The following is a 23108-nucleotide window of genomic DNA, read 5'->3' on the forward strand; positions in this document are numbered from 1 at the left end:
CTAGAGGGTTGAAGAACATCAACAAGCTTCAGATTGCACTGGGCAGTAACAGGATAACTCTGCCTTTGATAACTCGGTTTGCGATGTAACGCATGCACCCGACATATTTTAGTACCCATTAAAGCAATTATCGTCTAGAAAATAGCAATGAAAATACATTGTCGTGGCGAATTCTGGGGCGAATTCTTGAGTCATCGGGTAGATGGTGCAACTGTATGATCTTTATTTCTAACGCTATTTTCGAAAAACGAGCAGACAGTTACACTAATTGCTAACCTGATTACTGGCAATTCCCTGACTTCAGTTAGTTGCCCAACTTTCTTCTATTGCAATCATAATCAAATATAGTGGGGGTCTTCTGGAGGTTGCAAATGAGTGATCAAAATCACTATGCAAAGCTTGGGGTAGCTGAAGATGCTTCGTTCGACGAGATTCAAGCTGCTAAAGAGCGCTTGTCGAAAGAGCACAACAGCGATCGCAAACAGCTTGAGGCGATTGAGGCAGCATATGATGCCATTCTGATGGAACGATTGCGAATGCGCCAGGAGGGCAAAATCAAAGTGCCTGATCGCATTCGTTTTCCCGAAAAAGTAGCTGAGCCACCCCCCGACCTGATTCCTTCAGCCATTAATCAGACACCGGGCTGGTTTCAACGCATGATCGACACCCCTAGCCGTGCCGACATTCTATGGTCAGCAGGAATCTTTTGCGCGTTAAGCCTACTCAGCGTATTTCAGCCTCCTATTGCTTTGGCACTAGGTGTCGCCTGCACCATTTATTTTGTCAACCGAAAAGAGCATAAATTTGCTCGAGCGTTGCTGTTCACGGTGATCGGTTTGGTCGCAGGCATTTTTATTGGGGTGCAAATTGGCAGTTTGTTAACGGCTCAGCTAAGTGCAATTCAGCTTAGTGTCGATGCCTTCGCCGCCCTGATCACGTTTATTTTTCTCTGGATCATTAGCAGCTTTTTACGTTAATTGGCTTAGGCAATTGGCTTGGGCATAGCTTAGGCATAGCGGACAGAGGCTTGCTGCAAGACAATATCAACAGCTTCTCTGAGGTCATTTGCAATCCAGTCAGGCTGATGTTGCAACAACTGAGTCTGGTTGCGGATGCCACAGAGTACGGCAATTACTTTGATCCCGTGAGATTTAGCCGCTGCGATGTCTGCCTCTGTATCGCCAACCATCCAGGTGTCGGCGGCTGGGGGCAGCTCTGCCAGGGCTTTTTGCATCAGTAGGGACTTGTCTTTGACATCGGTAGTTTTTACGTAGTCATTGCTGAGGCAATAACGACGGTTGTCTGCAAAAAACAGCCCCAAGTCGTAACGTTGAAAAGCATTTTCCAACTCGCGCACTCGCCGCATGGTCATGACAGCCAGGTCTAGACCACTTGCCTTGATGTATTGCAGCGTGTCGATCGCACCTGGCGTCGGAGCGTCATATGCCAGATAAGGGAGAGTATGGACTGTTTGTTTACGCAGATGGGCGAATTCTTGCGCTTGCAGGTCGTCTAATCCGGACTGTGTACCAATTTGCCGTTCAGGGACTTGCGATCGCTTTAGCTGCCAAAATTCGGCTTTTGAGAGGATTTTTACACCTTGATTGGGTCGGCGTACCTGTTGGAGACAAAAACGGTAGACCTGGTAGTACCGTTCTGAAACGTCCATGACTGGACCATCGAAATCAGTAATAATTCTTATCATTTTTCCAAGCGTTGAATACTGAAATTATTTAAGTTTCATTACAGATTACAACAGCTTCCTTTAAAAACTAAAGACTCCTTAGTAATACTTTTGATAAAGTATCTGTCTCAACCAGACAGATCAGAGGCTGCAAATAACTTGGGCTCCCAATAAATTGCTCTGTCATCCTGTGTTGAGGGGGCGACGGCTACGCTGTCGTCCCCTCAATCGGAATGGGGTTTATTCAATTCACAATCTCTGGGTGTCTGGGCAAGGTTGAAGCCCTTCAATCCCATACAGACATGATTCGGGGCGTTGGTTTATCTCATAGGCAACCACGACCAATCAACGTTCGAAAAGCAGCGGTTTAGAACGATGGCGATCGCATTAACTGACGCTTCGTAGCTTGCGGGTGCTATCTACTAAACTCTGGGCAAATTGATCAAATCGTTTCGACAAATTCTCATCAAGAAGTTTGCCGTCTTCCCCAAATGCCTTCCAGGCTTGTCCGATGGCAACCTGTTCGGGGATTACCCAGGCATGAACCCAACGCATCACAACCCGTAAGTCATTCAGTGCATTGCTGTTGGGCTGACCTCCCAGAACACTAATTAAACCCGTCACTTTATTGGAGAGTTCCTCAAAACTCATCAGATCGAGGGCATTTTTCAGCACACCGCTCATACTGCCGTGATATTCCGGAGTCGAGAGGATGAGAGCATCGGCATCTTTTACGGTTTTTTGGAGTCGCTCAACATCAGGATAGGCTGCATAATCGTCGCCACCGTGACACCAGGGCAACTTGAGTTGTCGCAGATCTAAAATTTCAACGGTTGCCCCTAACGCCTCAACTCGTTGCCCTGCCAATTCCAGGGCTTGCTGGCTGTAGGAGCCAGATCTTAAACTTCCGCCAATACCGACGACTTTAATCATGGGATGAACCTTGAGATCAATGGATTAAGTGTGCCGTTCGCCAAAATTTATCCCCGCATTGCCTGACATCCATTCTCCAAATCTCACAACAGATCTGGCAAAAGCAGATTGGGCAACCGCAGTCCTCTGAACCTGCATCTGTAGCCAAAACTCAAGGAATGAGGATCAAAATCTCTATCCAAAAAGTTGTGGTCTATGCGTTCGGTTACAAAAAACCGTTCTTCTCATCACGTTTGCAGGGGTGATTCCAGAAGCAGTGGAGGACATCGAACAATGGTTTAGGGATGAATCAATCTAACGGTCGCTGGGACTCAAAATTGCTGTAAGTTCAGTATAGATCAAAAAGTGAAATCGTAACGACTTCGTTTTAGGAATTTTATTTAATTAAAAACCGAAGATTTATTTTTGGAAGCGCGGCGTCGCCGCGCTTCCAAAAATAAATCTTCGGTGATCTCATGCTGTCAACAATCTCTATCTACCTCACGATGAGGATAGGGTAGAGCTACACTAGTGTCAGAGATAGCAATCCTCTCTGGGTTGTGAGTACTGTTTCTACACAGCTCGGTGCTCGCTAACCGCAAAAGTCTGAGACATCACTTTGAGGACGATTAACAAGCTGGCTCGCACACATGGGAAAAGGCGATTGGGTTATGACGCACTTAGGCAAACGCTCGTTTAAGCAGAATACCGCTGGTCAAGGCAACCGATCGGTGAGCACAACTGTTGCCATGGGAGTGTTGACGGCTCTCTGGATGGCGATACAGGGAACATTGGCAACTCCTGCAACTCTGGCACAACAGTCTCCCAAACCGGATGACCCGCTCACCTATAGTGAGCTACTAGAAAAAATTGAGCAGGGTCAGGTGAATGAAATCACGCTTGATCCGGTGCAATCGATCGCCGAAGTGCAACTCAAAGGCAATGATTCTCGAACAGTTGAACGTGTGCAACTGTTTGCTGGCGATCGCAACTCAGAGTTAGTCGAAGCGGCTCGTGACAACAACGTAGACCTGGTGGTACAACCCTCGGCAGATCGCAATGCCGTCACCTGGTTGTTGACTAACGCGTTGTTGGCGTTTTTGCTCATCACCGTTTTAGTCATGTTTTTCCGTCGCTCTAGCAACTCGTCGGGGCAGGCGATGAACTTCGGGCGATCGCGCGCTCGATTTCAGATGGAAGCCAAAACGGGTGTGATGTTTGACGACGTTGCTGGGATTGATGAAGCCAAGGAAGAGCTTCAGGAAGTCGTCACGTTTTTGAAAAAACCGGAAAAATTTACCGCTATTGGTGCCCGCATTCCCAAAGGGGTCTTGCTAATTGGACCCCCTGGAACCGGGAAGACGCTATTGGCAAAGGCGATCGCTGGCGAAGCCGGGGTGCCTTTCTTTAGCATTTCGGGATCAGAATTTGTTGAAATGTTTGTTGGGGTCGGCGCGTCACGGGTGCGCGACCTGTTCAAAAAAGCGAAGGAAAATGCCCCCTGTCTGGTATTCATCGATGAAATTGATGCCGTAGGTCGGCAACGGGGTACGGGTATCGGTGGCGGCAATGATGAACGCGAACAAACCCTCAACCAATTGCTAACAGAAATGGACGGGTTTGAAGGCAATACCGGCATTATTATTATTGCGGCAACCAACCGTCCTGACGTGCTCGATTCTGCGCTGCTGCGACCGGGACGTTTCGATCGCCAAATCAATGTCGATCTTCCAGGCTATAAGGGGCGATTGGGAATTTTGCAGGTGCATGGTCGCAATAAAAAGCTAGATCAAAACGTTTCTTTAGAAGCGATCGCTCGTCGCACTCCTGGATTCTCTGGTGCAGAACTTGCCAACATGCTAAACGAAGCGGCAATTCTCACGGCACGACGACGCAAAGAAGCCGTTACCATGCTGGAAATTGATGACGCGATCGACCGTGTCACAGCAGGTATGGCACTGGCTCCGCTGATGGATAGCAAGAAAAAACGCCTGATTGCGTATCACGAAATTGGTCATGCCCTGTTGATGACCTTACTGAAAAACTCTGACCCGCTTAACAAAGTCACAATTATTCCTCGCTCCGGCGGTGTGGGTGGCTTTGCCCAACAAACTTTTAATGAAGAAATGGTGGATAGCGGTCTGTATACCCGTTCGTGGTTGCTCGATCGGATCACCATTGCTCTGGGTGGGCGAGCAGCCGAAGAAGAGGTCTTTGGGGATGCCGAAATTACAGTGGGTGCCAGCAACGATATCCGTGTGGTGGCAAATCTGGCGCGGGAAATGGTAACACGCTATGGCATGTCTGATCTGGGACCCTATGCGTTGGAAAGTGGCAACAATGAAGTCTTTTTAGGACGAGACTGGATGGCTCGTTCTGAATATTCTGAAGAAGTGGCAACTCAGGTGGATCATCAGGTGAGAGCGATCGCCACTCGTTGTTATGCCGATGCCCGTCGGATTTTGCGAGAACACCGGGAGTTGCTCGATCTTCTGGTCGAAGCGCTGCTAGAGCAAGAAACGATCGATGGCGAACAATTCCGCCAGATAGTCTCGCAGCACACCACCTTGCCCGAACAGCAACTCGTTACCCCAACCCTTTAAGGCTCGGCAATAGACTAAAATGCAATTCGTTTCTGAGAGAGCGACGGCAAAGCCGTCGCTCTCTCAGAAAATTATCCGTTCCAGTCGTGCGTCATCGTCGCGGGATGTGCCGCAATGACCCATTCCCCGTCCTTTATCCCAGCGCAACACGCTATTAACCCTCGATTTGTGGCAAAACCCGATCAAAACCAGGTCTTACGCAACCTACCGATTGTTGTGGGCATCTTGGCAAGTTCTTTGCTGATGTTCAACCGATTTCTGACGCCCAATCTGACCGATTCTCAAGCGCGATCGGATGCCTTGGGCGTAATTTTGAGTGCGGTGTTAGTGTTGGTCGGGTTACTTTGGCAACAGGTTCAACCCAAATCTGCCGAAGCCGTTGAGCTAATTGGCACGGAAGGATTTGAGTTAGCCGATGATCTGCCGGATGCTGTGAAAACTGAGCTGGCATGGGCATCGCATTTGTTGCTAACCAATACAGCAACGCGATCGCTCCTAATTTACTACAAACAACGAGTTTTATTACGTCGGGGCATTCTCGGCACGCAAGCAGAAGTGAAACCGGGAGAGATTCTCAAGCGGGTGATGGAAAAGCAAAAACCCGTTTATCTGGTCAAGTTGAGTTTGTATCCTGGACGAGTCGAGTTTGACTACTTACCCGAAAATACTCAGGGCGTGATCTGTCAGCCGATTGGCAGCCAGGGAGTATTAATTTTAGGTGCCAATGCACCGCGCAGTTATACCCGACAAGACGAAGTTTGGATCGAGGGATTAGCAGATAAACTAGCTAATACCTTTAATTCGATGTAATGCGTTGTGGATATTCAGGGTCACCAATAAACGAACTTACCATCCTGTCTGAGAAGACGACGGCTCCGATGCTGCCCTCTCAGACAAAACCGGGTCTTATGTCACCCCCGATCCTTAGCTGATGCAACGCTGAACGTAACTCAAGCAGCAACCTGGCAAAAGGAGTCTTATGAACCACTCACCCAGAGATGCAGAAGTTCGACAGTGGGCAATGTTTTTGCATTTTTCCTTGTTGGCAGGTTTTGTCGTTCCCTATGCCGGATTGGTAGCACCTATTATTATTTGGCAGATAAAGAAAAATGATCTGCCAGAACTCAATCCCCACGGCAAGATTGTAGTCAACTGGATCATTTCAGTTTTGATCTATGGAACGGTCTGTTTCACCTTAACGTGGCTCGTGTTCTTAGGAGGAATTCCTCTATTTGAGGGTGGCTATGCAGGTGCACCACTGTTTGCTATCTTTGGAATCCTTTGGATATGGGTCATGATCATTGGAATACTAAATATAATTTTTCCGATTATTGGGGGGCTTAAAGCAAATAATGGGGAAATTTGGGAATATCCATTATCGCTACGGATCTTGAGGTAAATCAGTGCCTCAGCACGGCTAAGCCCAGGGGGAATAGTATTCATGTGATGGTTTTTTGTGGCGCGGGCGACGCCCGCGCTACAAAAAACCATCACGTTCCCAGGACTAACAACCCAAGATCTGAAGTTGCGTTTCATATCTTGAGGTGATGTGTTGAGTCGCGTCGCAGCTCAACACATCACCCGTCCTGGCTCAATGGCGTCAAGATATGAGCATCTCTACATTCCTTTAATGGGCAGTTGTGGATTCTGGCGTTATCGCTTCTCGCGGGGCAGTAAATGCCCAGGTGTTGGCCTGAACGTGGATCTGACCCTTAAGAGTAGGATTTGCAACACTGTTGATCTCTCCGGATAAAGAGATTGGCGCAGCCGCAGTCATAGGGGTGCAGGTCGAGAGGTCGGGAGCGGAGCCAGACAGAAAAATTTGCTGATCGTGCCACTCGCCAAAGAGCAGGGAATGCGGGTCGGCAGCATTGGGAGTTTCAGTAGCATTGGGAGTTTCAGTAGCAGGCGATCGCTCTAAAGATTCTGCCTGTTCTACCTGCAACAGCCCGTTTAAGTAAATGCCCGATTGTTGGATGGTCAACACCAGGCGAGATGAACTAGGACAACCAGGAAACGGCATTTCGGTGGTATACCGACCATTGAGATTAGGGGGAGCCTCAAGATTTTTTTCCCCATACTGGCTAATCACACGAAATAACAGGGTTACAGAGCCGATCATGACCCCATAAAACAACAACGATTTGGGCTTGAAGTGATTCATAGCGCTAAGGATTGGGCAGGGTATTGGGCAGAGTAGTATTCGCCGTCAACAGCGCGGCAAGATGAGAGGTGACTTGGCTATAGCGACGGGTGATTAATAGAGAAGAGTGACATCGCACTGCCAATTCGTCGGTATATTGTCCCAATGTTTGCCGTTCGATACCCCACTCGCGGGACGCTCCAGCAATGGTGAGATTAACCCCCTCTGAGGCACGGATAGCCGCTTCTAGAGGATTGTTGGACTCAACAACGGGCATTGTGATGCGATCGCGCACATGGGTCGGCAACTGCTCCAGCACTTGACGAAACTCATAGCTCAGATCAGCTACAGGCTGATTCAACGATGTCACTCGCAGCAGCGTTAAGTGACTGTTTTCTTGACTGGAAATAATCCGGAGCGCCAGTTCTAGCCCCAGATCATTATGAAGACCGGCGACGTAGGGAACCAGGATTTTGTCAAGCCGCTCCGATTGCCGATCGAGAAACACCGCAACATCCGTTTTTGCCATGCTCAGGATTTGCCCGACCCTGCCGCCCAAACGATTGCTGCTAAAGGCTGGACGGTGCCAACCGACTAAAATCAAATCGGCATGATCCAGTTCAGCAATTTCTGTGGTTTCAAAGGCTACATCGTTGGCAATTCGGACGATGGGGTGAACCAGCGATCGCACATGGGGTGGCTCCAAAATATCTACAACAGCCTGTAAGCGATCGCGTTGATTTGCCAGCAGTCGTTCCGCTTCCAGCGGCATACTATCAAACGCATAGTCTTCCTCAAGCTGAATCAGACTGAGCGGATGGACAACCGTGGGTTGAGACGGGTTACTGGCGATCGCCACTGCCAATTTGATTAAACCTGACTGGGTTGTGGGATTTGCCACAGGCACCAAAATCCGATAAGTCGAGGTGGTCGCTGTTGGCAGGTCTGTCTCAGATTCTAGAACCGTCTCGACCAGATCTTGTCGGATCAATTTCTTGGAATACGTCCACTCTAACAACGGCGACGTCATCACCGTGGTCACCAACGCCATGATCACCAGCATGGTAAACAGCAGCGGTGAAATGACGCCCAGAGACAAGCCAATATTGAGAACGATCAACTCCGTCAAGCCGCGTGTGTTCATCAACCAGCCCAGCGCCGATGCTTCACGATGCGATAAATTGCTGACCCGACCTGCCACATACGTGCCAACGTATTTTCCGGCGATCGCGACCAACAGCACGGCACCACATAGCAGCCAGAGAATCGGACGATTCAACAAACCAATTTCGGTGCGTAACCCACTGTAGGCAAAAAAGATGGGTAACAAAAACGTCAATACAAAATCTTCAGTTTTAAGCGCCAGTTCACGGGTCAAGCCCGCGTTCTTGGGCATCACGGCACCCAATAAAAATGCTCCAAAAATCAGGTGAATCCCGATGATTTCAGTCATCAACGCCGAGGCGACGACCCCCATGTAAATGCCCGCAAGCACCAATTGTGTCAGGCGTCCTGTCCGTTCATAGTGAATTGCCAACCGTTTAAGAAACAGCCGTCCGACCGTCACCATCAGCGTAATGTAGATGGCTGATGCCAGAATCGTCGGCAGAGCACCTATCATACTGTTGGTTCGGGTAACGGCGATCGCCAATGCCAGCAAACACCAGGCCGTCACATCATCCACCGCCGCACAGGTCAGTGCCAATGTTCCTAGTCGGCTACCTTGCAAGTTATTTTCAGTGATAATCCGTGCCAACACTGGGAAGGCAGTGATCGACATAGCAGATCCCAGAAATAGCGCAAAAGCCGTGAAAGACACATCGCCATTCGACACCAGCGGATAGAGTATCAAAGCTAGTAAACTGCCCAGGGCAAAGGGCGTCACAATACTGACATGAGAGGTGAGAATGGCAGTTTCTAATTGACCTTGAAGATATCTAGGATTCAGTTCCAACCCAATTAAGAACATGAAAAAGATCAGCCCAATTTGGGAAAGAACATACAAAAAGGGACCCGTTTCTACTGGAAAGAGGGTAGCTTCTACAGTGGGTGCAAGCAGTCCCAGCAAAGAGGGTCCTAACATAATCCCAGCCACAATTTCCCCAATGACCAGGGGTTGCTTCAGCCACCGAAATAACATTCCCACCAATCGGGATAATCCGATGACCAGCAAAACTTCTAGCAAGACCAGAACAATGGTTGACATAACGGATATGCGCCCAGAAGGAAATAAACGGAACGAATAGTGCAAACACTAAAGACCAGACATTAAACAAAACCCGGACGTTTATTTTTGGCAGCGCGGCGACGCCGCGCTGCCAAAAATAAATCTTCGGGTTTGTTAGATCCACGATCCTAAATTTGGCAACATAGGAGGTGGGGGCTGCGCCCCCAAAAAGGGAGTAAACCTAATGCATGCATTCGATACATATCTTTATTTTTAATTCTGTAGCTAGAATTACATTTCTCGACGGGGAACTCTAGACTAGAAAGTAGGACTTGCGCACGTTGCCGAACAGGGCGATCGCTTACCTCCCAGGCAACCGCTGGCAGTCTTCCATCCTCCTCCCCACCTGACACACCCCATGGGCAAACCTCAAACACCAACCAATCGTTTCCTTGAACCTGGAGATGTTATCTATGCATCGGGTTGGGATTTTTGCTATCACATCGTATCGGGTCCTTTCTGCCGTATTCACTATCTCCATTGGAAAGGGACTATCAGTACGACCCCTTCTGATCCACCCCTCTTCATCAGTTACTTAATTCGGGTGCTGGGTGGCAAAACCACCTCTCGCATTATTATCAAATCGTCTTTGCTCGATCTGCCCCTGTTGGATGGCGATCGCTAAGAGCCCATTGGGAAAGTTGATGTTGTGAGTTTTGCGAACACACACAATCACCTTATCTGATCACGTTTTTGCCGACCAAAAACGGCTCAATTCACGCTCTAAACCTGACGCCAGACATAATGTTGTTCGGGAACCGGATAACCCGCATCACCAAACGATTCGCAGATGATTTTGTTGGTGTCGAAATACACTTGCCAGTAGTTATCGTTGTGGCAATAAGGACGAACTGCCAGAACAGGGCCGGCAAAATTAAACTCTAGAATCTCTACATCTGGAGCTGGCTCAGCCATCACATTGGGGATCTGGCTCAGTTTTTCCTTCAACAGACTGATCGCACTGCGATGATCAACGCTATGGCTGAGCTGGGCAACCAGTTCAACCCGTCGATAAGGATTGACCGAATAATTTTGAATAGTGTCAGAGAGAATTTTGTTATTGCCGACAATAGTCATGACATTGTCGGGGGTATTGATTGTAGTAACAAAAATGCCAATTTCGTGAACGGTACCTGTGACACCCCCAGCAGTAATAAAGTCACCGACTTTGAAGGGACGGAACATGATGAGGAATGCTCCGGCGGCAAAGTTTGCCAGCAACCCGCTCCAGGCAGCCCCAATTGCAATACCAGCTGCTGCCAACAATGCGGCAAATGAGGTCGTCTCAACGCCAAAGAAGCCCAGAATGGCGACGACTAGAATGATCTTCAACGTAACCGAGAGAATAGAGCTGATGTAGTTTAAGACCGTCGGATCGATGGGTTGATTTCTCAAACTCCGTCGAGTGATGCGCACCGCAAAATCGATCAACCAGCGACCGACAAACCAAAGGGCGATCGCCCCTACAACCTTTAAGCCAAACTGAGTCAGCAGAGCCAGAACATCTGCCGACAATTCTGTAAAGTCCATCGCTTATTTTTAATCCTTGATGCAAACATGAATGCTGTCATTCTGGATGATTCTAAGCATGGGGCAACGTATTGTGAATAACTTGATAACTAAAATCAACAGCTTGTCCCTGGTTTGTAAATAAAGCTATCAAACGCTCTCATTTAATTCAGGGTTATAGATACGTCAATGAAGGAACCAGACACAACCATTAAGTCCCAGTTTTAATCGAGCGCAATTGTGGCACGGCGGAGTCGCGCCACAATCAACCTGCAATTTATAGCAGTGTGCACGTTCGTTACAGCGCTTCGCGCTTGAATATGTTTAGATTTTTTGTTGTGTGCCGCGCTCCGCGCGGCACACAACAAAAAATCTGTGGCTTAATCAATTGAAAATGGCTGTAAGTACAGAAACGGTGTTGCGGGGCGCGGAGCGCCCCACAACACCGTGCTAAATCAACCTGCATAGCGCAATAATCCTCAGACCGTCAGTTGAGACAATTTGGACTCCATTTTTCAAGCTTTCACGCATTATGTTGCAGCGTGTAGCAAAATCAAAAACTCACGCGTGGTATGGTTGAGCCTTGCATTTTCGGCATCAACTTTCGCTGTGTTCAAAGAAGGAGTCGAATAGCCATGAGGCTGATTAACTTTTCATCTGTGGTGGCATTGGGGCTAGTTTCATTCGCAGGCTGTAATATTCATGCCGCAATGGCAATGGAGGAGCCAGAATCGTTCGTTGCTCAAGAGCTAACCGATTCGGGTTTGAGCAACTCGACCATCGTCGATCTGAATGATGTGACGGCAAATCCGAGCAATTACGACTTTTTCAACTTCAGACCTAACCTAGAAAAGCTGATTCTTTCCGGTACTCCCGATGCCCAACACATCAGCATTTTGTGGTACACCGTCCCAGATGGCAGCGTCGGGCTGCACTACCATTCCATGACCGAGTCTGTCTATGCCATTGATGGCACCCAGACCGATGCAAAAGGCGTTTATCCGACTGGATCGCTTTACTTTAACCCGCCTGGTAGTGGGCATCAGATCTCAAACAGCACGGGTTTCTTTGTTCTTGCCTATGCTGCACCACCCGATTTCACGCATACTGACTTGATCCAAGACTATACGCCTGTTCAGATCAACACCGCCGATCCCAATCTTGAGACGATCTACCCATTTGAGACAGTGCAAGACGGCGTTTCAATCTACAGTATCCCCCTCGATCCGCAAGGTGGCATGAGTTCTGAGTTGATCAACACCACCTCATCTGAGGCATATGAATACACTGGCAATTATCTGCTGGTGCTCAGGGGCAGTTGTGCGATCGATGGCACAAACTTCGACGAGAGAAAGTTAGTGGTTGCCACAACAATTGAGACTCAGTCCTATAACGTTAGTGCAGCAGACGGTAATTCCTGCTTGGCGTTAGGTCTTTCGTTCTAGCGTCGCCAACACTAGATTTTGCAGCCTGGGGAATTGGGGACTGCACCCCCACCACCCCCTGCAAAACTTTTAGGTTGGTGTACCAGTATCCCAAATCATCCGTTGATTAATGTTCAGCAGCGAGGCAACGCCTTGCTGCTGAACATTATTTTTTTATTGATAGCGGTACGCATTAGGGTTTAGGACGGGGTGCAGGGGTTTCACCCCGGCGTGGGGGCACCGCCCCCGCCCCCTAATGTCCTAACTGAATTGCATAGAGCCACAGTCAATGAATACGGCACTACATGAGTTGATTCAGCACGGTGCTGTATGAGAGCCTCGCTCCGCGAGGCTCTCACACAACACCCATGATTTATCCAGGTGCGAAGTGCTCCAAAGTGCATCCAAACTCTCTGCGTCTGCGTAACTTCAAGACATAGATCTGAGAGTTACTGTATGTAGATCAACGGAGCCTTGCCCAAAACCTACCCGACATCTATTCTGCTGTGGATTTACCTCAGTAAAACCACGTAAAAACAACCCGATCGAATAAGGTCATATGTTGCTTAATTCGTTGACTGTATCTCGGAAGTAGCAGGAACGAACTGCTCTGTAACGCCCTCAGATACTTGATAATACCAACCCTTGCCAGACTTTTTATCCTGCGCCTGATCATGCCTGTAGATGTTCGTATGAGATCGAACAACGAACTAAAAAGAAATGTTTCTAATTAGTTACTTTTCTGTCATATGCGAAATGTTATGCAATTATTAAGTTTAGACCTGTGGTCGGTTTTGGAGGAAAGCATCACCCCTCAGATCGCAACATTCCAAGAGAGTTTCGTCGAACGCCATTGATATCACATCCAGCGATCGCCCACTCCCTTCATCAAAACCTCCTCCATATTAAGTTCCTGCAATAAGCTCCTCCTGATCTGAGTTTGACGATCAAGTGTTTACAGGTTTTCGGCTACATTTGTTTTCACTCATCTACTTTTTCACTCATCTACTACTTAATAAAATCTCGACTGTTTTCTTTTACCCCCTTTTTTTATCTTTGTTTTCGACTGAGCCTAACCCTGAGAGGTAACGCTATACGGCATACCCCTCACGTTGGCTTGCTTTCAGGGTGTAGTCATCTAGATTGTCCAGACTCTTTTTTTAAGATCTAGTCTTAAGTCTGCAACCCATGCAAAATACTTTTTCCATAGATGAAAATAGTTTGCTGCATCCCCTACTTCACCACGTTACCTGCCGCATCCACGCCTCTCTTGATGAAGCCGAAGTGTATCGGGCAATTGTTAAGCAGCTTTGCTGCGCTTTAGAAGGGGACTATGCCGGACTAATTTTATATAATCTCGATACCCAAACCATTACGGTTGCGGATGCCTATCAGCGGACTCAACCGGAAACCCATCAATCGATCGAGATGTCGATCGGCTCTATTCTGCACCTGGGATTAGATCTAAAGCAACAAACGATGAAGCACAATCTCACACCCTGGATTGTGCAAGACATCGACACGGCTCAGATTCCAGAAGCAGAACGGTTGTTGTTGCAAACGGCAAATTTGCAATCGTTGTTAATGGTGCCTATTGTCTTCGCTGGGGAATTATTGGGGACGGCTTATGTTGGGCAAAATTTGTCGTGTCGTCTCTGGTCAACGGCTGAAATCAGTCTGGCACAATGGATTGCAGCACAAGCGGCGATCGCCATCAAAAACGCTCGGCGGTTTAGTGACGTTCAACATCAGGCACACCGAGAGCAAGTGCTCAATCGGATCGCTCGACGCATTCGGGTCTCACTCGATATTGACACCACGATTAATTCAGCGCTAAAAGAATTACTTGATCTAACCCAAGCCAGTTCCCTTTTTTTTGCCAATCTATCGTCCGATCGCCCTAACCGGCTGTGTGTGTCACACCAAATTCAACGGCAGATTCAGGTCAAACCACCCCAATCTCAATCGTCTCCATACTGGACAACGTCTTGTCAAGCCTGGGAAGAAACAGTGGTGGCAATCGATCCAGAGCTTAATCTAGACAGTTGCGGTCATGAGTTTTTGCAAGCGTTGATCAGTCAGGACATGTTAGCGATCGCCAATACTCAAGCGATCGCGTCTCCTCAAACCCTGACCATTGCCGAACAGGGGCGCGCCAATTTTCAGCAACAACAAATTGGTGCATGGCTCAGTGCAGCGGTTTGGTACCAGGAAAAACTCTTAGGGTATCTGGTTGCCGTTCGTCCCGATCCACATAATTGGTCGAATGATGAGCGATTAGCCGTCGGAGAAATGGCAAATCAATTGGCGATCGCCATTTCCCATCGGCAACTCTATGCCGCAACCCAACGGCAGGCAGAGCGATCGCGCCGCCAAGCCGAACGGCTAGCCCAAACCCTGCGACAACTCTATGCCACCCAGACGCACCTGATCCAAAGCGAAAAAATGTCGAGCTTGGGGCAAATGGTGGCGGGCATTGCCCACGAAATTAATAACCCGATCAATTTCATTCAGGGTAATATCCCCTACCTTGCCAAATATGTAGAGGATTTGCTGACCTTACTCAATCTGTATCAAACCCACTTCCCAGACCTGCCCGAACCGATTCGAGCCTTTGTTTCAGATATTGAGCTGGAGTTCGTTCAATCTGATCTCACCAAAATTCTTAGCTCCATGCGAACCGGGGTCGAGCGGGTCGGTGATATTGTTGCTACCCTGCGCAATTTTTCACGGTTGGATGAGGCAGAAAAGAAAATTGTCAATTTACATGAGGGCATCGACAGCACACTGTTGCTACTCAAGCATCGCTTAAAACCCCATATTGAGGTGGTTCGACGCTATGGCGAGTTACCCCCGATCGATTCGTATCCGGGGCAACTCAATCAGGTGTTTATGAACATTTTGAGCAATGCCATTGATGCCATTAACGAAGTGCATTACACCCAGGCAGATAAAGGCGATCGCTCTCGTCAAATCACGATTACGAGCTGTCTGGTGCCGACCGAGGATAATACAGGCGATCGCGTTCAGGTACGGATTCGTGACACAGGGTCTGGCATTTCGCCCGAACATCACAGCAAAGTTTTTGATCCGTTCTTTACGACCAAGCCCGTTGGTAAAGGCACTGGCTTAGGGCTATCGGTGAGTTATCGCATCATTGTGCACTGGCACAAGGGCGATCTCTGGTTTGCATCGAGCGATCAGGGCACCGAGTTTGTGATCGAACTGCCGATTCATCAAGAAGAAAGATCGGCAGTCCCCCCAGTCACTGTGTCAAATCGCTTTCCAAGTGCCGTGAAATCCCAACGGGATTACTTGCGGCAATCGCAGACGACAAATCGGTTCGTCAGCTAGGCGATCGCCATCCCAGATCCAGACCTCGCTTTGGTTACGATTGCCATCAAAGACAACCGTCATCACCCACCCCTGATCGGGATGCTCTCGATCAGGCGCATACAGGGGTTCCATGACATAACAGTTTTCCCCCAAGTCAGCCTCGGTAAAGGTTTCGGTTTGATAGTCAAATCGAGCGATCGCCCCAAACGTTTCCTGACCGATATCGACTCCCGGACGCCGCAACGTGACATACGTAAATCGGGATGGCTGACCCACCTCTTGAGGATTGACCACTGGAAACTCTGCCGTACGGTCGATCCGTTCTGCCGCTTCTAGTAACCGCCCTGATTTTGGATCGACGCGCATCTGCCAGAGTGTCCCTTTAGCACGAGTCTGACTGTGCCCCGTGGCAATTTCTGCCAGATAGCGATTGGTCTGAAAGTCGTCATAGCGCACCAGATCGACGACCAAATTGCCGTCTCTATCTTCGTAGCCATTGCCATAATGCCATTGATACCAGGGCTCAGCCGTACTGCGGCTGACCACCGCCAAGGTCTCCCGATCAATCACTACCACCTGTGTGCCTAACTCAGGCCTCCAGGAAACGGCATCGCTGTAAGATTTGAGGCGAGCCAATAATGCCAGCGGACTCAGGGCAACCGGCGGCACAAAGAATAGTAAATATCGACCTGCCAGAACAAAATCATGCACCATCGGCAATCCTTCCAGGGCGATCGCGGCTTGTTTTAGAATTTGCCCCGACGCATCACTGCGATAGATATTCAAAACGCCTGATTTGCGATAGGTCAAGCCAAAATTGTAGATGTCTCCGCTGATCGGATCGCGCTTGGGATGAGCAGAATAGGGTTGTTCATGCGGCAGGACAGATAAATCATCCAGCCCGATCGTATCCAGCGTTTCTAAATCGAGTGCATGGGGCAGTCCGCCTTCCCACAATGCCAGCAGCTTATCGGGGAGTGCCAAAACCGACGTATTTGCCGCATTTTTTACAGGCTTCAACAGCCGTTGCCAATAGGGACCCGATGGCAACATGCCATAGCCACCCCACAAAAATTTGCCCTCAGCTTGCTCTTTCACGTACCCCGCCGTTTGAACGAAGCGATACGTTCCGGTTGCCCCTGTATCGGTGAAATGAACAGCTAAAATTGCGCCATCGCCATCAAACCAATGACCGACCCGTTGCCCGTTGCGCTCTAATCGTGCGGGTCCATTGCGATACAACGAACCCCGTAATCCGGTTGGAATTGCCCCTGAAATCACCTCTAAAGGCGTCAGCGGAAATTCTGACACGGGACAGGTCGCCGCATTGGTCGCGGTTTGCGGAATAATTTTTGCCCAATTACCTAAAGGTTTGGGCTGAGTCGCTGTGATCATGCGAAGCTCTCCAGCGTAAAGGAGTTGAATTCATGTGCCATCTATTCAACGGTATCGCGATCGCAGGGTTGATGGAGATTAGATAGAGGCATTTCAAGCTTCGAGAGGGTTGCCATATGAGGACGTGACGATATCCAACGGTGTCACATAGCAGAATCTCGAATGTGTTCCAACGTCAGCATCCCGACCGCTGTGCCGTTATCAAAAACGGTGAGATTTCGGGCTCCGGTTTTGAGGATCAACGATAGGGCTTGACGCAGGCTATCTTCACGGGCGATCGCCGGTTCACCGTTAGGAGAATAGTCCGCAGGCAACTGCATCATCGCCGTTCCGACGCGGAGCAAACTGAGTTGCCGCACAATATCATCGGCACCAATTAAGTCATAGACAAACGCATTCGCTGGTTTCGTCAAGATGTTAAACGGGGTGTCATATTGAACGATCGCACCTTCTTTCATAATCAAAATTTTGTCCGCCAGCCGTAACGCTTCTTCGACGTCATGGGAGACGAACAAAATGGTCTTTTTTAGGTGCCGTTGTAAGCGCAAGATTTCGTCTTGCAAGCCGGTACGGGTGATCGCATCGATCGCCCCAAACGGTTCATCCATCAGCATCACCTGCGGATTGCCTGCCAAAGCTCTGGCTAAGCCAACCCGTTGTTGTTGCCCACCCGACAGTTGAGCCGGATAGCGATCGCGGTACTCTTCAGGGGGCAATTTCACCAGCGTCAATAGTTCCTCAATCCGCATTTGGATTTGAGGTCGCGACCAGCCCAATAGCTTGGGTACGACTGCAATATTTTGCGCCACCGTCATATGGGGAAATAGCCCCGATTGCTGGATCACATAGCCAATCTGTTGTCGTAACCGAGTTGCTTGTATTTGACGGATATCCACCCCATCCAGCAAAATTCTGCCCGAAGTTGGCTCGTAGAGGCGATTGACCATTTTGAGTAACGTCGTCTTGCCACACCCAGAAGGCCCCAACAGCACCACCAGATTCCCGGCTTCAATCTCGCAACTACAGCCATCGACGGCAAACCAAGACGCACCGGGAAAGCGCAGAGAAGCCTGCTCAAAACGAATTGCACTCACAAAAAAATCCCATCGAGGTTAGTTACCAGGGTACCAACTTAACGCAAGAAGGTGGGACGCAGAATGCCCCACCCTCAATAGCGCTTCGCGCTCAGCTAGAATCAAAATTTTTTGTAGGGCTTACAACATGCCCTGTTGAGTCAAAAATTCCTTGGCTACGTCGGCAGGTTCCCGTTGATTGCCACTGACTTCATAGTTAAGTTGCTGCATAGTTTCATTCGTCAGTTTGCTAGACAACACGTTCAGGGCATCGGCGATCGCTGGATTGGCATCTAAGGTATCTTGTCGAACGACGGGCGCGACCTGGTAGGGCGGGAACAACTGTTTATCATCGTCTAACACCACCAACTTGAAGGCGCTAATCTCACCATCCGTGCCAAAGGCAACGGCTACATCCGCTTCCCCATCCGTAAGACCCTTGTAGCGCAAGCCTGCATCAACGGCTTTATATTCCTTTAGCTCAAAATTACCGTAGGCAGCTTGCAACCCCGGCAATCCATCTTCCCGTTCTTGAAATTCCGGTGGTCCAATCATCACCAGTTCGTTGGCTTTAGCTGCCATGTCGGAGATCGTTTTAATGCCAAACTTTGCCGACCCTTCCTGGGTCATTGCCAGTGCCTGGGTGTTGTTCATTGGCGCAGGCTCTAACCAGACCAGGCTGTATTTTTCTTTGTATCCCTCAGATACTTTGCTAAACACTTCAGCGGGGTCATTGGCTGCCGGTAACTTCAACACCGTCAGCAAACCCGTGCCCGTGTATTCGGGATATAGATCGATTTCATTGCTTTCCAGTGCTGCCTGGGCAACCGGCGTGCCCCCCAGATTTAACTTACGTTCTACCTGAAACCCGGCTTTCTCCAACACTAGCGCATACATTTCGCCAATGATGAACTGTTCGGTAAAGTCTTTCGACCCGACTCGAATTGTGCTGTTAGACCCCGACTCACCTCCTGTACCCCCTGTACAGGCAATGATGGTGACGGCAGTCAATAGGGCAAGTAAGGGCAAGATGAAGAGGCGATGAATTGACTTCATAGTAAGCGTCTCAAGGAGCAACGGCAGCGGTTGTCGGAAAAGATTATTTCAACCATAATACCGGACGGGTGCTGCTGCTACTGTCGCCTGGGAACTTAGAGATTGACGGTTGCGATCGCCGCGGGTTGTACTCCCAGCAAAAGCGCTATTTTTTCTGAACCGACTCGAATTACGGTGCCTCGACTGGTAAAACTAAACGATAGATCTGTCGAGCGAATGCCACCCATCAGACCGATGCGATCCTGCGATCCAAAATCTTGAATCAGCTCAAAGCCACCCCCCTTCTCAAGCACAAACGTATCTCGCCCCTCGCCCCCCCTGACTTTATCCTGACCCACCCCGCCAACCAGGATGTCATTCCCCCAATTGCCCAACAGCGTGTCTTGACCCTGCCCGCCCACGAGAATGTTTTGACTTGCATTGCCAACTAAGCGATCGCCATGATTGGTTCCAATCAAACAATCGCGGTTGATGTTCCCTTTCTGCAAAAAGGTAGGAATCGTCATCCCTTGGGCGATCGCATTATTGCCTAGCTTGACCTGTTGTGACGTGGCGATCGACAGCTCGGCATCTTCGATCAGGGGATGTTGGGAATTATCCGTCAGCGTATTCCCCACCAGCTCAATATTGCGGCTGCGATAGAGATGGATGCCCCGCCCACCATTGCCATAGACCGCATTATTGGCAATCAACGTTTGTCCCGTATACGCATCCAAGGTCGAATCAAGCAACGTTTGCTGGGAGTCATCGACAATAATGCCATTGCCATCCGTGATATAACCTTGAGAGAAAAAAGGAATACGATTGGCATTGCCATACACCGTATTTCCCCGGATCACCATCTTGGTCGCTGTACTCTGATCCGAATTCCAGTTTTGTAAGGTTGAAATGCCACTACAGCCGTAGGGCGAATACCAGGCATTGTCATACACCTGGTTATTTTCGATGGTGATGTAGTCGGCACGAAAACTATAAATGCCACCGCCACCAAACCCATGCACCTGATTGTTGCGAATCACGACATGGTGAGAATAGGTCTTGCCATCTAACGACGAACCCACGCCAATGCCATTCCCCGACGTCAATGGATTATTGAGATTGGCTTGTTGGGCGATCGCCTGTGACTGCGTCATATTGGCATTATTGCCTTCCAGGTCAAAGCCATCGATTTTGATATAAGCCGCGCCCTGCACCGAAAACCCATGCCAATTGTGCGACTTCAGCTTAGGAAAGTGTCCTGGATATGCCTGATAGGTAATCCAGGCATCGGGTTTACCCGATCGGGTAATCGTCACAATATTTTTAAACGAATTGGCTTCGGTATAAGTGCCGTTCATCACATAGACGATATCCCCTGGCAAGGTTAAATCGGCAGCTTTCTGAATCGTCCGAAACGCCGATGAAATCCCTAAACCCGTATTAGAATCATTGCCGTTGCCGGATACGTAATACGTAGTACCCATCTCTTTTGTGCCATACGATACGGAGTTGATTCCGTATATTTCGCATGAAAGAGATGAAGGAATTGTATTTTGCTCAGAAAAATTGCGTAAAGATCATGGGTTTATCGCTACCTCTGCCGTACTTATACTGAAAACGTAGAATCCCGTCCTGAGACTTCATGGTTCCGTTACTCAGTTAGTTTCGTTGGGGGGTACCGGGGGCTACAAACTACTTGCTAATCCAGCGATCGCTCCACCACCCCAAGACCTCGGAGGTTTTGAAAAATCTCCCAGGTCTGAAGCCCGCTCGATCGCCCTTTATTGTCCCAGACGCGATCGCCCCTTAAAGTTCTAGCTTTATCCTTCTGAAGGGTTTTCGGGATGTAGCTGGTCTTGTTGCCACGACAGCGGATTCTGATGGATATATTGGCGAATCCGATGCAAGGATTCCTCGCTGCGGATGATGTGTTCGTAATAGTTGCGCTGCCATATTGAAACCCCTGGCGATCGTTTGATCCGATTGCACGATCGGGTTGTTACCGATTTAAAATTTAGAACAATTGCCCCCACAGATCCCGCAACCAAACGTGGCAGTGGGGGCGCGGCATTCGGCAGACCTTCTGTGATGGAATCCGATCGATCTTGCCCGAATGCCACGCCCGGTTCGGATAATCGATCGGAATGGAACGGTAGGGGCGCGGCATTCGGCAGACCTTCTGTGATGGAATCCGATCGGTTTTGCCCGAATGCCACGCCCGGTTCGGGTTCGGATGAACACAGGGATTCATCCCTGGATGCCACCTCCGGTTCAGACGAACCCAATGATTCGTCCCCAAATGCCACGCCCGGTTCGGATGATCGACCGGGGTTGGGCGTGGCATTGGAATGGGGGTTTCCGGTGGGTTTCTCTGAATCTTGATCCAATGCCGCGCCCCTACCGTCGGGGTTGGGCGTGGCATTGGAATAGGGGTTTCCGGCGGGTTTTTCTGGATCTTGATCCAATGCCGCGCCCCTATCGTCGGGGTTGGGCGTGGCATTGGAATAGGGGTTTCCGGTAGGTTTCTCTGAATCTTGATCCAATGCCGCGCCCCTACCGGGTGGGTCGGTCAACCCCAAAATACCGTGAATATGATTGGGCATTACCACAAACGCATCTAATTGAAGGTTGGGAAAATGAAATAGTAATCGTTGCCAACTGGCATGAACCAGTTGTCCCAATTCACTCAATCGCATTTTACCCTCTACAACATCGCCAAACAGACAGGCTCTCTGGTGTGTACAAATGGTAATGAAATACATCCCTGCCGATGTGTAATCGTATCCTGGTAACCGAATCGTGCGTCTGTGATGTTTTTGAGGGTTGTATTTCATGAAATTCTATCAATGCACCTGATAGGTAGAATTCCCAGACAATAAAGGGCGATCGCTCTTTAATCTCATCAGTGAAAGGAAAGGGCGATCGCATCACAACGCTCCTGTAGAGCATCAACCCTTCGTTAAAATAAGGCAAGACTGGCTTCTCCCTGACAAAATCCTTAGTATCACTCACGATTAACGTAGGCAGAACATATGGCAGCGCCCACCGTTGATATTGGCACTCTTATTACTTGTACGCCAGGACTTCACGGCGGTGCCCCCCATATCTTGGGCAAAGGTGTGACTGTGCGGCGCATTGTCTTTTGGTACAAACGAGGGCTAACACCAGAAGAAATTGGCGATCGGATTGGGCATATTACCCTCGCCGAAGTCTATGCTGCTCTTGCTTACTACCATGCCAATATGGCTGAAGTAGAAGCCGACATTGCCCATCAATCTGCTGAAGCCAAACGTCTTGAAGCGCTGCATCAACCAGTGTCAGGAACGATGGCATGAGCACTATTCGGCTTTACCTTGATGAAGATGCTCAAGATCAAGCATTGCTGAGAGCACTTCGTGCGCGAAATGTCGATGTCATCACCGTGAAAGAAACTCAAACTGAAGGGTTGATCGATACCGATCAACTATAGTTAGCCACTGCACAGAAAAGAGTTCTTTACAGCCATAATATTGGTGATTTCTGCCAACTTCATGCTGAATGGGTTGCCAAGGGAGATATGCACTCAGGAATTGCTCTCCTTGCTCAAGACTATTCAGTGGGCGAACAAACGCGAGCTATTTTAGAATTCATTGCCAGCAAAACTGCTGAAGAGATGGAGGGTCAATTGGATTTTCTTAGCAAGTACCCGCGAACGAACCAATAAAACGAACCAATAAGAAGAGGGCGAGATCGCTCGCCCTCATAGAGTGGTAGATGCAAAATTTAAA

19 protein-coding genes and 1 pseudogene are annotated in these 23108 nt (G+C 49.1%); 10 read left to right on the plus strand and 10 right to left on the minus strand.

The window, feature by feature from the left end; genetic code table 11:
• Positions 1-371: 371 nt before the first annotated feature.
• On the plus strand, positions 372-977 hold the full coding sequence (locus ACR6Z4_RS03820) for a CPP1-like family protein (protein WP_479715890.1): 606 nt from the start codon (positions 372-374) through the stop codon (positions 975-977).
• Positions 978-1006: 29 nt separating this feature from the next.
• On the opposite strand, the gene ACR6Z4_RS03825 is transcribed toward ACR6Z4_RS03820, so the two are convergent.
• Entirely contained in the window at positions 1007-1705 is a 699-nt protein-coding gene (locus ACR6Z4_RS03825) for an HAD family hydrolase (RefSeq protein ID WP_479715891.1), read from the minus strand.
• 366 nt (positions 1706-2071) lie between these two features.
• Complete coding sequence (locus ACR6Z4_RS03830) at positions 2072-2617, minus strand: NADPH-dependent FMN reductase (RefSeq protein WP_479715892.1); 546 nt, start codon at positions 2615-2617, stop codon at positions 2072-2074.
• 650 nt (positions 2618-3267) lie between these two features.
• Between ACR6Z4_RS03830 and ftsH the strand changes: the two genes are divergently transcribed.
• From ftsH to ACR6Z4_RS03845, 3 genes are all read left to right on the plus strand, one after another.
• Positions 3268-5199: an ATP-dependent zinc metalloprotease FtsH gene (gene ftsH, locus ACR6Z4_RS03835; RefSeq protein WP_479715893.1), complete on the plus strand. Its 1932-nt coding sequence runs from the start codon at positions 3268-3270 to the stop codon at positions 5197-5199.
• A 168-nt stretch (positions 5200-5367) separates the two neighbouring features.
• Entirely contained in the window at positions 5368-6009 is a 642-nt protein-coding gene (locus ACR6Z4_RS03840) for a cofactor assembly of complex C subunit B (RefSeq protein WP_479715961.1), read from the plus strand.
• A gap of 169 nt (positions 6010-6178) precedes the next feature.
• A complete protein-coding gene (locus ACR6Z4_RS03845; RefSeq protein ID WP_479715894.1) occupies positions 6179-6598 on the plus strand; it encodes a DUF4870 domain-containing protein in 420 nt (139 codons plus the stop codon).
• 228 nt (positions 6599-6826) lie between these two features.
• Here the strand turns inward: ACR6Z4_RS03845 and ACR6Z4_RS03850 are convergent, their stop codons facing one another.
• Together ACR6Z4_RS03850 and ACR6Z4_RS03855 are read right to left on the minus strand one after the other, a co-directional pair.
• Positions 6827-7363, minus strand: a complete 537-nt coding sequence (locus ACR6Z4_RS03850) for a hypothetical protein (RefSeq protein WP_479715895.1) — start codon at positions 7361-7363, stop codon at positions 6827-6829.
• Positions 7364-7367: 4 nt separating this feature from the next.
• Positions 7368-9548, minus strand: a complete 2181-nt coding sequence (locus ACR6Z4_RS03855) for a cation:proton antiporter (protein ID WP_479715896.1) — start codon at positions 9546-9548, stop codon at positions 7368-7370.
• 379 nt (positions 9549-9927) lie between these two features.
• Between ACR6Z4_RS03855 and ACR6Z4_RS03860 the strand changes: the two genes are divergently transcribed.
• Complete coding sequence (locus ACR6Z4_RS03860; RefSeq protein ID WP_479715897.1) at positions 9928-10194, plus strand: hypothetical protein; 267 nt, start codon at positions 9928-9930, stop codon at positions 10192-10194.
• 98 nt (positions 10195-10292) lie between these two features.
• Here the strand turns inward: ACR6Z4_RS03860 and ACR6Z4_RS03865 are convergent, their stop codons facing one another.
• Entirely contained in the window at positions 10293-11099 is an 807-nt protein-coding gene (locus ACR6Z4_RS03865; protein ID WP_479715898.1) for a mechanosensitive ion channel family protein, read from the minus strand.
• Between the two features lie 614 nt (positions 11100-11713).
• Between ACR6Z4_RS03865 and ACR6Z4_RS03870 the strand changes: the two genes are divergently transcribed.
• Positions 11714-12523: a cupin domain-containing protein gene (locus ACR6Z4_RS03870; protein ID WP_479715899.1), complete on the plus strand. Its 810-nt coding sequence runs from the start codon at positions 11714-11716 to the stop codon at positions 12521-12523.
• A 1167-nt stretch (positions 12524-13690) separates the two neighbouring features.
• Positions 13691-15856: a GAF domain-containing sensor histidine kinase gene (locus ACR6Z4_RS03875; RefSeq protein ID WP_479715900.1), complete on the plus strand. Its 2166-nt coding sequence runs from the start codon at positions 13691-13693 to the stop codon at positions 15854-15856.
• Here ACR6Z4_RS03875 and ACR6Z4_RS03880 read toward each other — a convergent pair.
• The 5 genes from ACR6Z4_RS03880 to ACR6Z4_RS03900 form a co-directional block, all read right to left on the minus strand.
• Positions 15776-17233, minus strand: coding sequence for a carotenoid oxygenase family protein (locus ACR6Z4_RS03880; protein WP_479715901.1), 1458 nt, complete (start codon positions 17231-17233; stop codon positions 15776-15778). The two genes, ACR6Z4_RS03875 and ACR6Z4_RS03880, sit on opposite strands and share 81 nt — an antisense overlap.
• A gap of 143 nt (positions 17234-17376) precedes the next feature.
• Positions 17377-18327 (minus strand): ABC transporter ATP-binding protein, encoded by a 951-nt coding sequence (locus ACR6Z4_RS03885; RefSeq protein ID WP_479715902.1) that lies wholly within the window; start codon positions 18325-18327, stop codon positions 17377-17379.
• A gap of 120 nt (positions 18328-18447) precedes the next feature.
• Complete coding sequence (locus ACR6Z4_RS03890) at positions 18448-19362, minus strand: glycine betaine ABC transporter substrate-binding protein (RefSeq protein ID WP_479715903.1); 915 nt, start codon at positions 19360-19362, stop codon at positions 18448-18450.
• 95 nt (positions 19363-19457) lie between these two features.
• On the minus strand, positions 19458-20825 hold the full coding sequence (locus ACR6Z4_RS03895) for a right-handed parallel beta-helix repeat-containing protein (RefSeq protein WP_479715904.1): 1368 nt from the start codon (positions 20823-20825) through the stop codon (positions 19458-19460).
• Positions 20826-21161: 336 nt separating this feature from the next.
• Positions 21162-22175 carry a hypothetical protein gene (locus ACR6Z4_RS03900; RefSeq protein WP_479715905.1) on the minus strand — a complete coding sequence of 338 codons (1014 nt, stop codon included), beginning with the start codon at positions 22173-22175 and terminating at the stop codon, positions 21162-21164.
• Positions 22176-22373: 198 nt separating this feature from the next.
• On the opposite strand from ACR6Z4_RS03900, the gene ACR6Z4_RS03905 reads away from it, so the two are divergent.
• The 3 genes and pseudogenes from ACR6Z4_RS03905 to ACR6Z4_RS03915 all read left to right on the plus strand — a co-directional run.
• Positions 22374-22676, plus strand: a complete 303-nt coding sequence (locus ACR6Z4_RS03905; RefSeq protein WP_479715906.1) for a DUF433 domain-containing protein — start codon at positions 22374-22376, stop codon at positions 22674-22676.
• A complete protein-coding gene (locus ACR6Z4_RS03910) occupies positions 22673-22810 on the plus strand; it encodes a hypothetical protein (RefSeq protein ID WP_479715907.1) in 138 nt (45 codons plus the stop codon). The genes ACR6Z4_RS03905 and ACR6Z4_RS03910 overlap by 4 nt, the downstream gene beginning before the upstream one ends.
• Positions 22811-22822: 12 nt before the next feature.
• Positions 22823-23044: pseudogene (locus ACR6Z4_RS03915) on the plus strand (DUF5615 family PIN-like protein); the annotation flags it as partial.
• Positions 23045-23108: the final 64 nt, after the last annotated feature.

Source organism: Calyptranema fuscum S582, from assembly GCF_055793305.1.

What these genes read in the sequence shown, in the direction of transcription:
- ACR6Z4_RS03880 (WP_479715901.1), bottom strand. Translation starts at nt 17,233, where the DNA reads ATGATCACAGCGACTCAGCCCAAACCTTTAGGTAATTGGGCAAAAATT.
- ACR6Z4_RS03860 (WP_479715897.1), top strand. Translation starts at nt 9,928, where the DNA reads ATGGGCAAACCTCAAACACCAACCAATCGTTTCCTTGAACCTGGAGAT.
- ACR6Z4_RS03875 (WP_479715900.1), top strand. Translation starts at nt 13,691, where the DNA reads ATGCAAAATACTTTTTCCATAGATGAAAATAGTTTGCTGCATCCCCTA.
- ACR6Z4_RS03910 (WP_479715907.1), top strand. Translation starts at nt 22,673, where the DNA reads ATGAGCACTATTCGGCTTTACCTTGATGAAGATGCTCAAGATCAAGCA.
- ACR6Z4_RS03895 (WP_479715904.1), bottom strand. Translation starts at nt 20,825, where the DNA reads ATGGGTACTACGTATTACGTATCCGGCAACGGCAATGATTCTAATACG.
- ACR6Z4_RS03830 (WP_479715892.1), bottom strand. Translation starts at nt 2,617, where the DNA reads ATGATTAAAGTCGTCGGTATTGGCGGAAGTTTAAGATCTGGCTCCTAC.
- ACR6Z4_RS03905 (WP_479715906.1), top strand. Translation starts at nt 22,374, where the DNA reads ATGGCAGCGCCCACCGTTGATATTGGCACTCTTATTACTTGTACGCCA.
- ACR6Z4_RS03825 (WP_479715891.1), bottom strand. Translation starts at nt 1,705, where the DNA reads ATGATAAGAATTATTACTGATTTCGATGGTCCAGTCATGGACGTTTCA.
- ACR6Z4_RS03845 (WP_479715894.1), top strand. Translation starts at nt 6,179, where the DNA reads ATGAACCACTCACCCAGAGATGCAGAAGTTCGACAGTGGGCAATGTTT.
- ACR6Z4_RS03870 (WP_479715899.1), top strand. Translation starts at nt 11,714, where the DNA reads ATGAGGCTGATTAACTTTTCATCTGTGGTGGCATTGGGGCTAGTTTCA.
- ACR6Z4_RS03820 (WP_479715890.1), top strand. Translation starts at nt 372, where the DNA reads ATGAGTGATCAAAATCACTATGCAAAGCTTGGGGTAGCTGAAGATGCT.
- ftsH (WP_479715893.1), top strand. Translation starts at nt 3,268, where the DNA reads ATGACGCACTTAGGCAAACGCTCGTTTAAGCAGAATACCGCTGGTCAA.
- ACR6Z4_RS03850 (WP_479715895.1), bottom strand. Translation starts at nt 7,363, where the DNA reads ATGAATCACTTCAAGCCCAAATCGTTGTTGTTTTATGGGGTCATGATC.
- ACR6Z4_RS03855 (WP_479715896.1), bottom strand. Translation starts at nt 9,548, where the DNA reads ATGTCAACCATTGTTCTGGTCTTGCTAGAAGTTTTGCTGGTCATCGGA.
- ACR6Z4_RS03865 (WP_479715898.1), bottom strand. Translation starts at nt 11,099, where the DNA reads ATGGACTTTACAGAATTGTCGGCAGATGTTCTGGCTCTGCTGACTCAG.
- ACR6Z4_RS03900 (WP_479715905.1), bottom strand. Translation starts at nt 22,175, where the DNA reads ATGAAATACAACCCTCAAAAACATCACAGACGCACGATTCGGTTACCA.
- ACR6Z4_RS03890 (WP_479715903.1), bottom strand. Translation starts at nt 19,362, where the DNA reads ATGAAGTCAATTCATCGCCTCTTCATCTTGCCCTTACTTGCCCTATTG.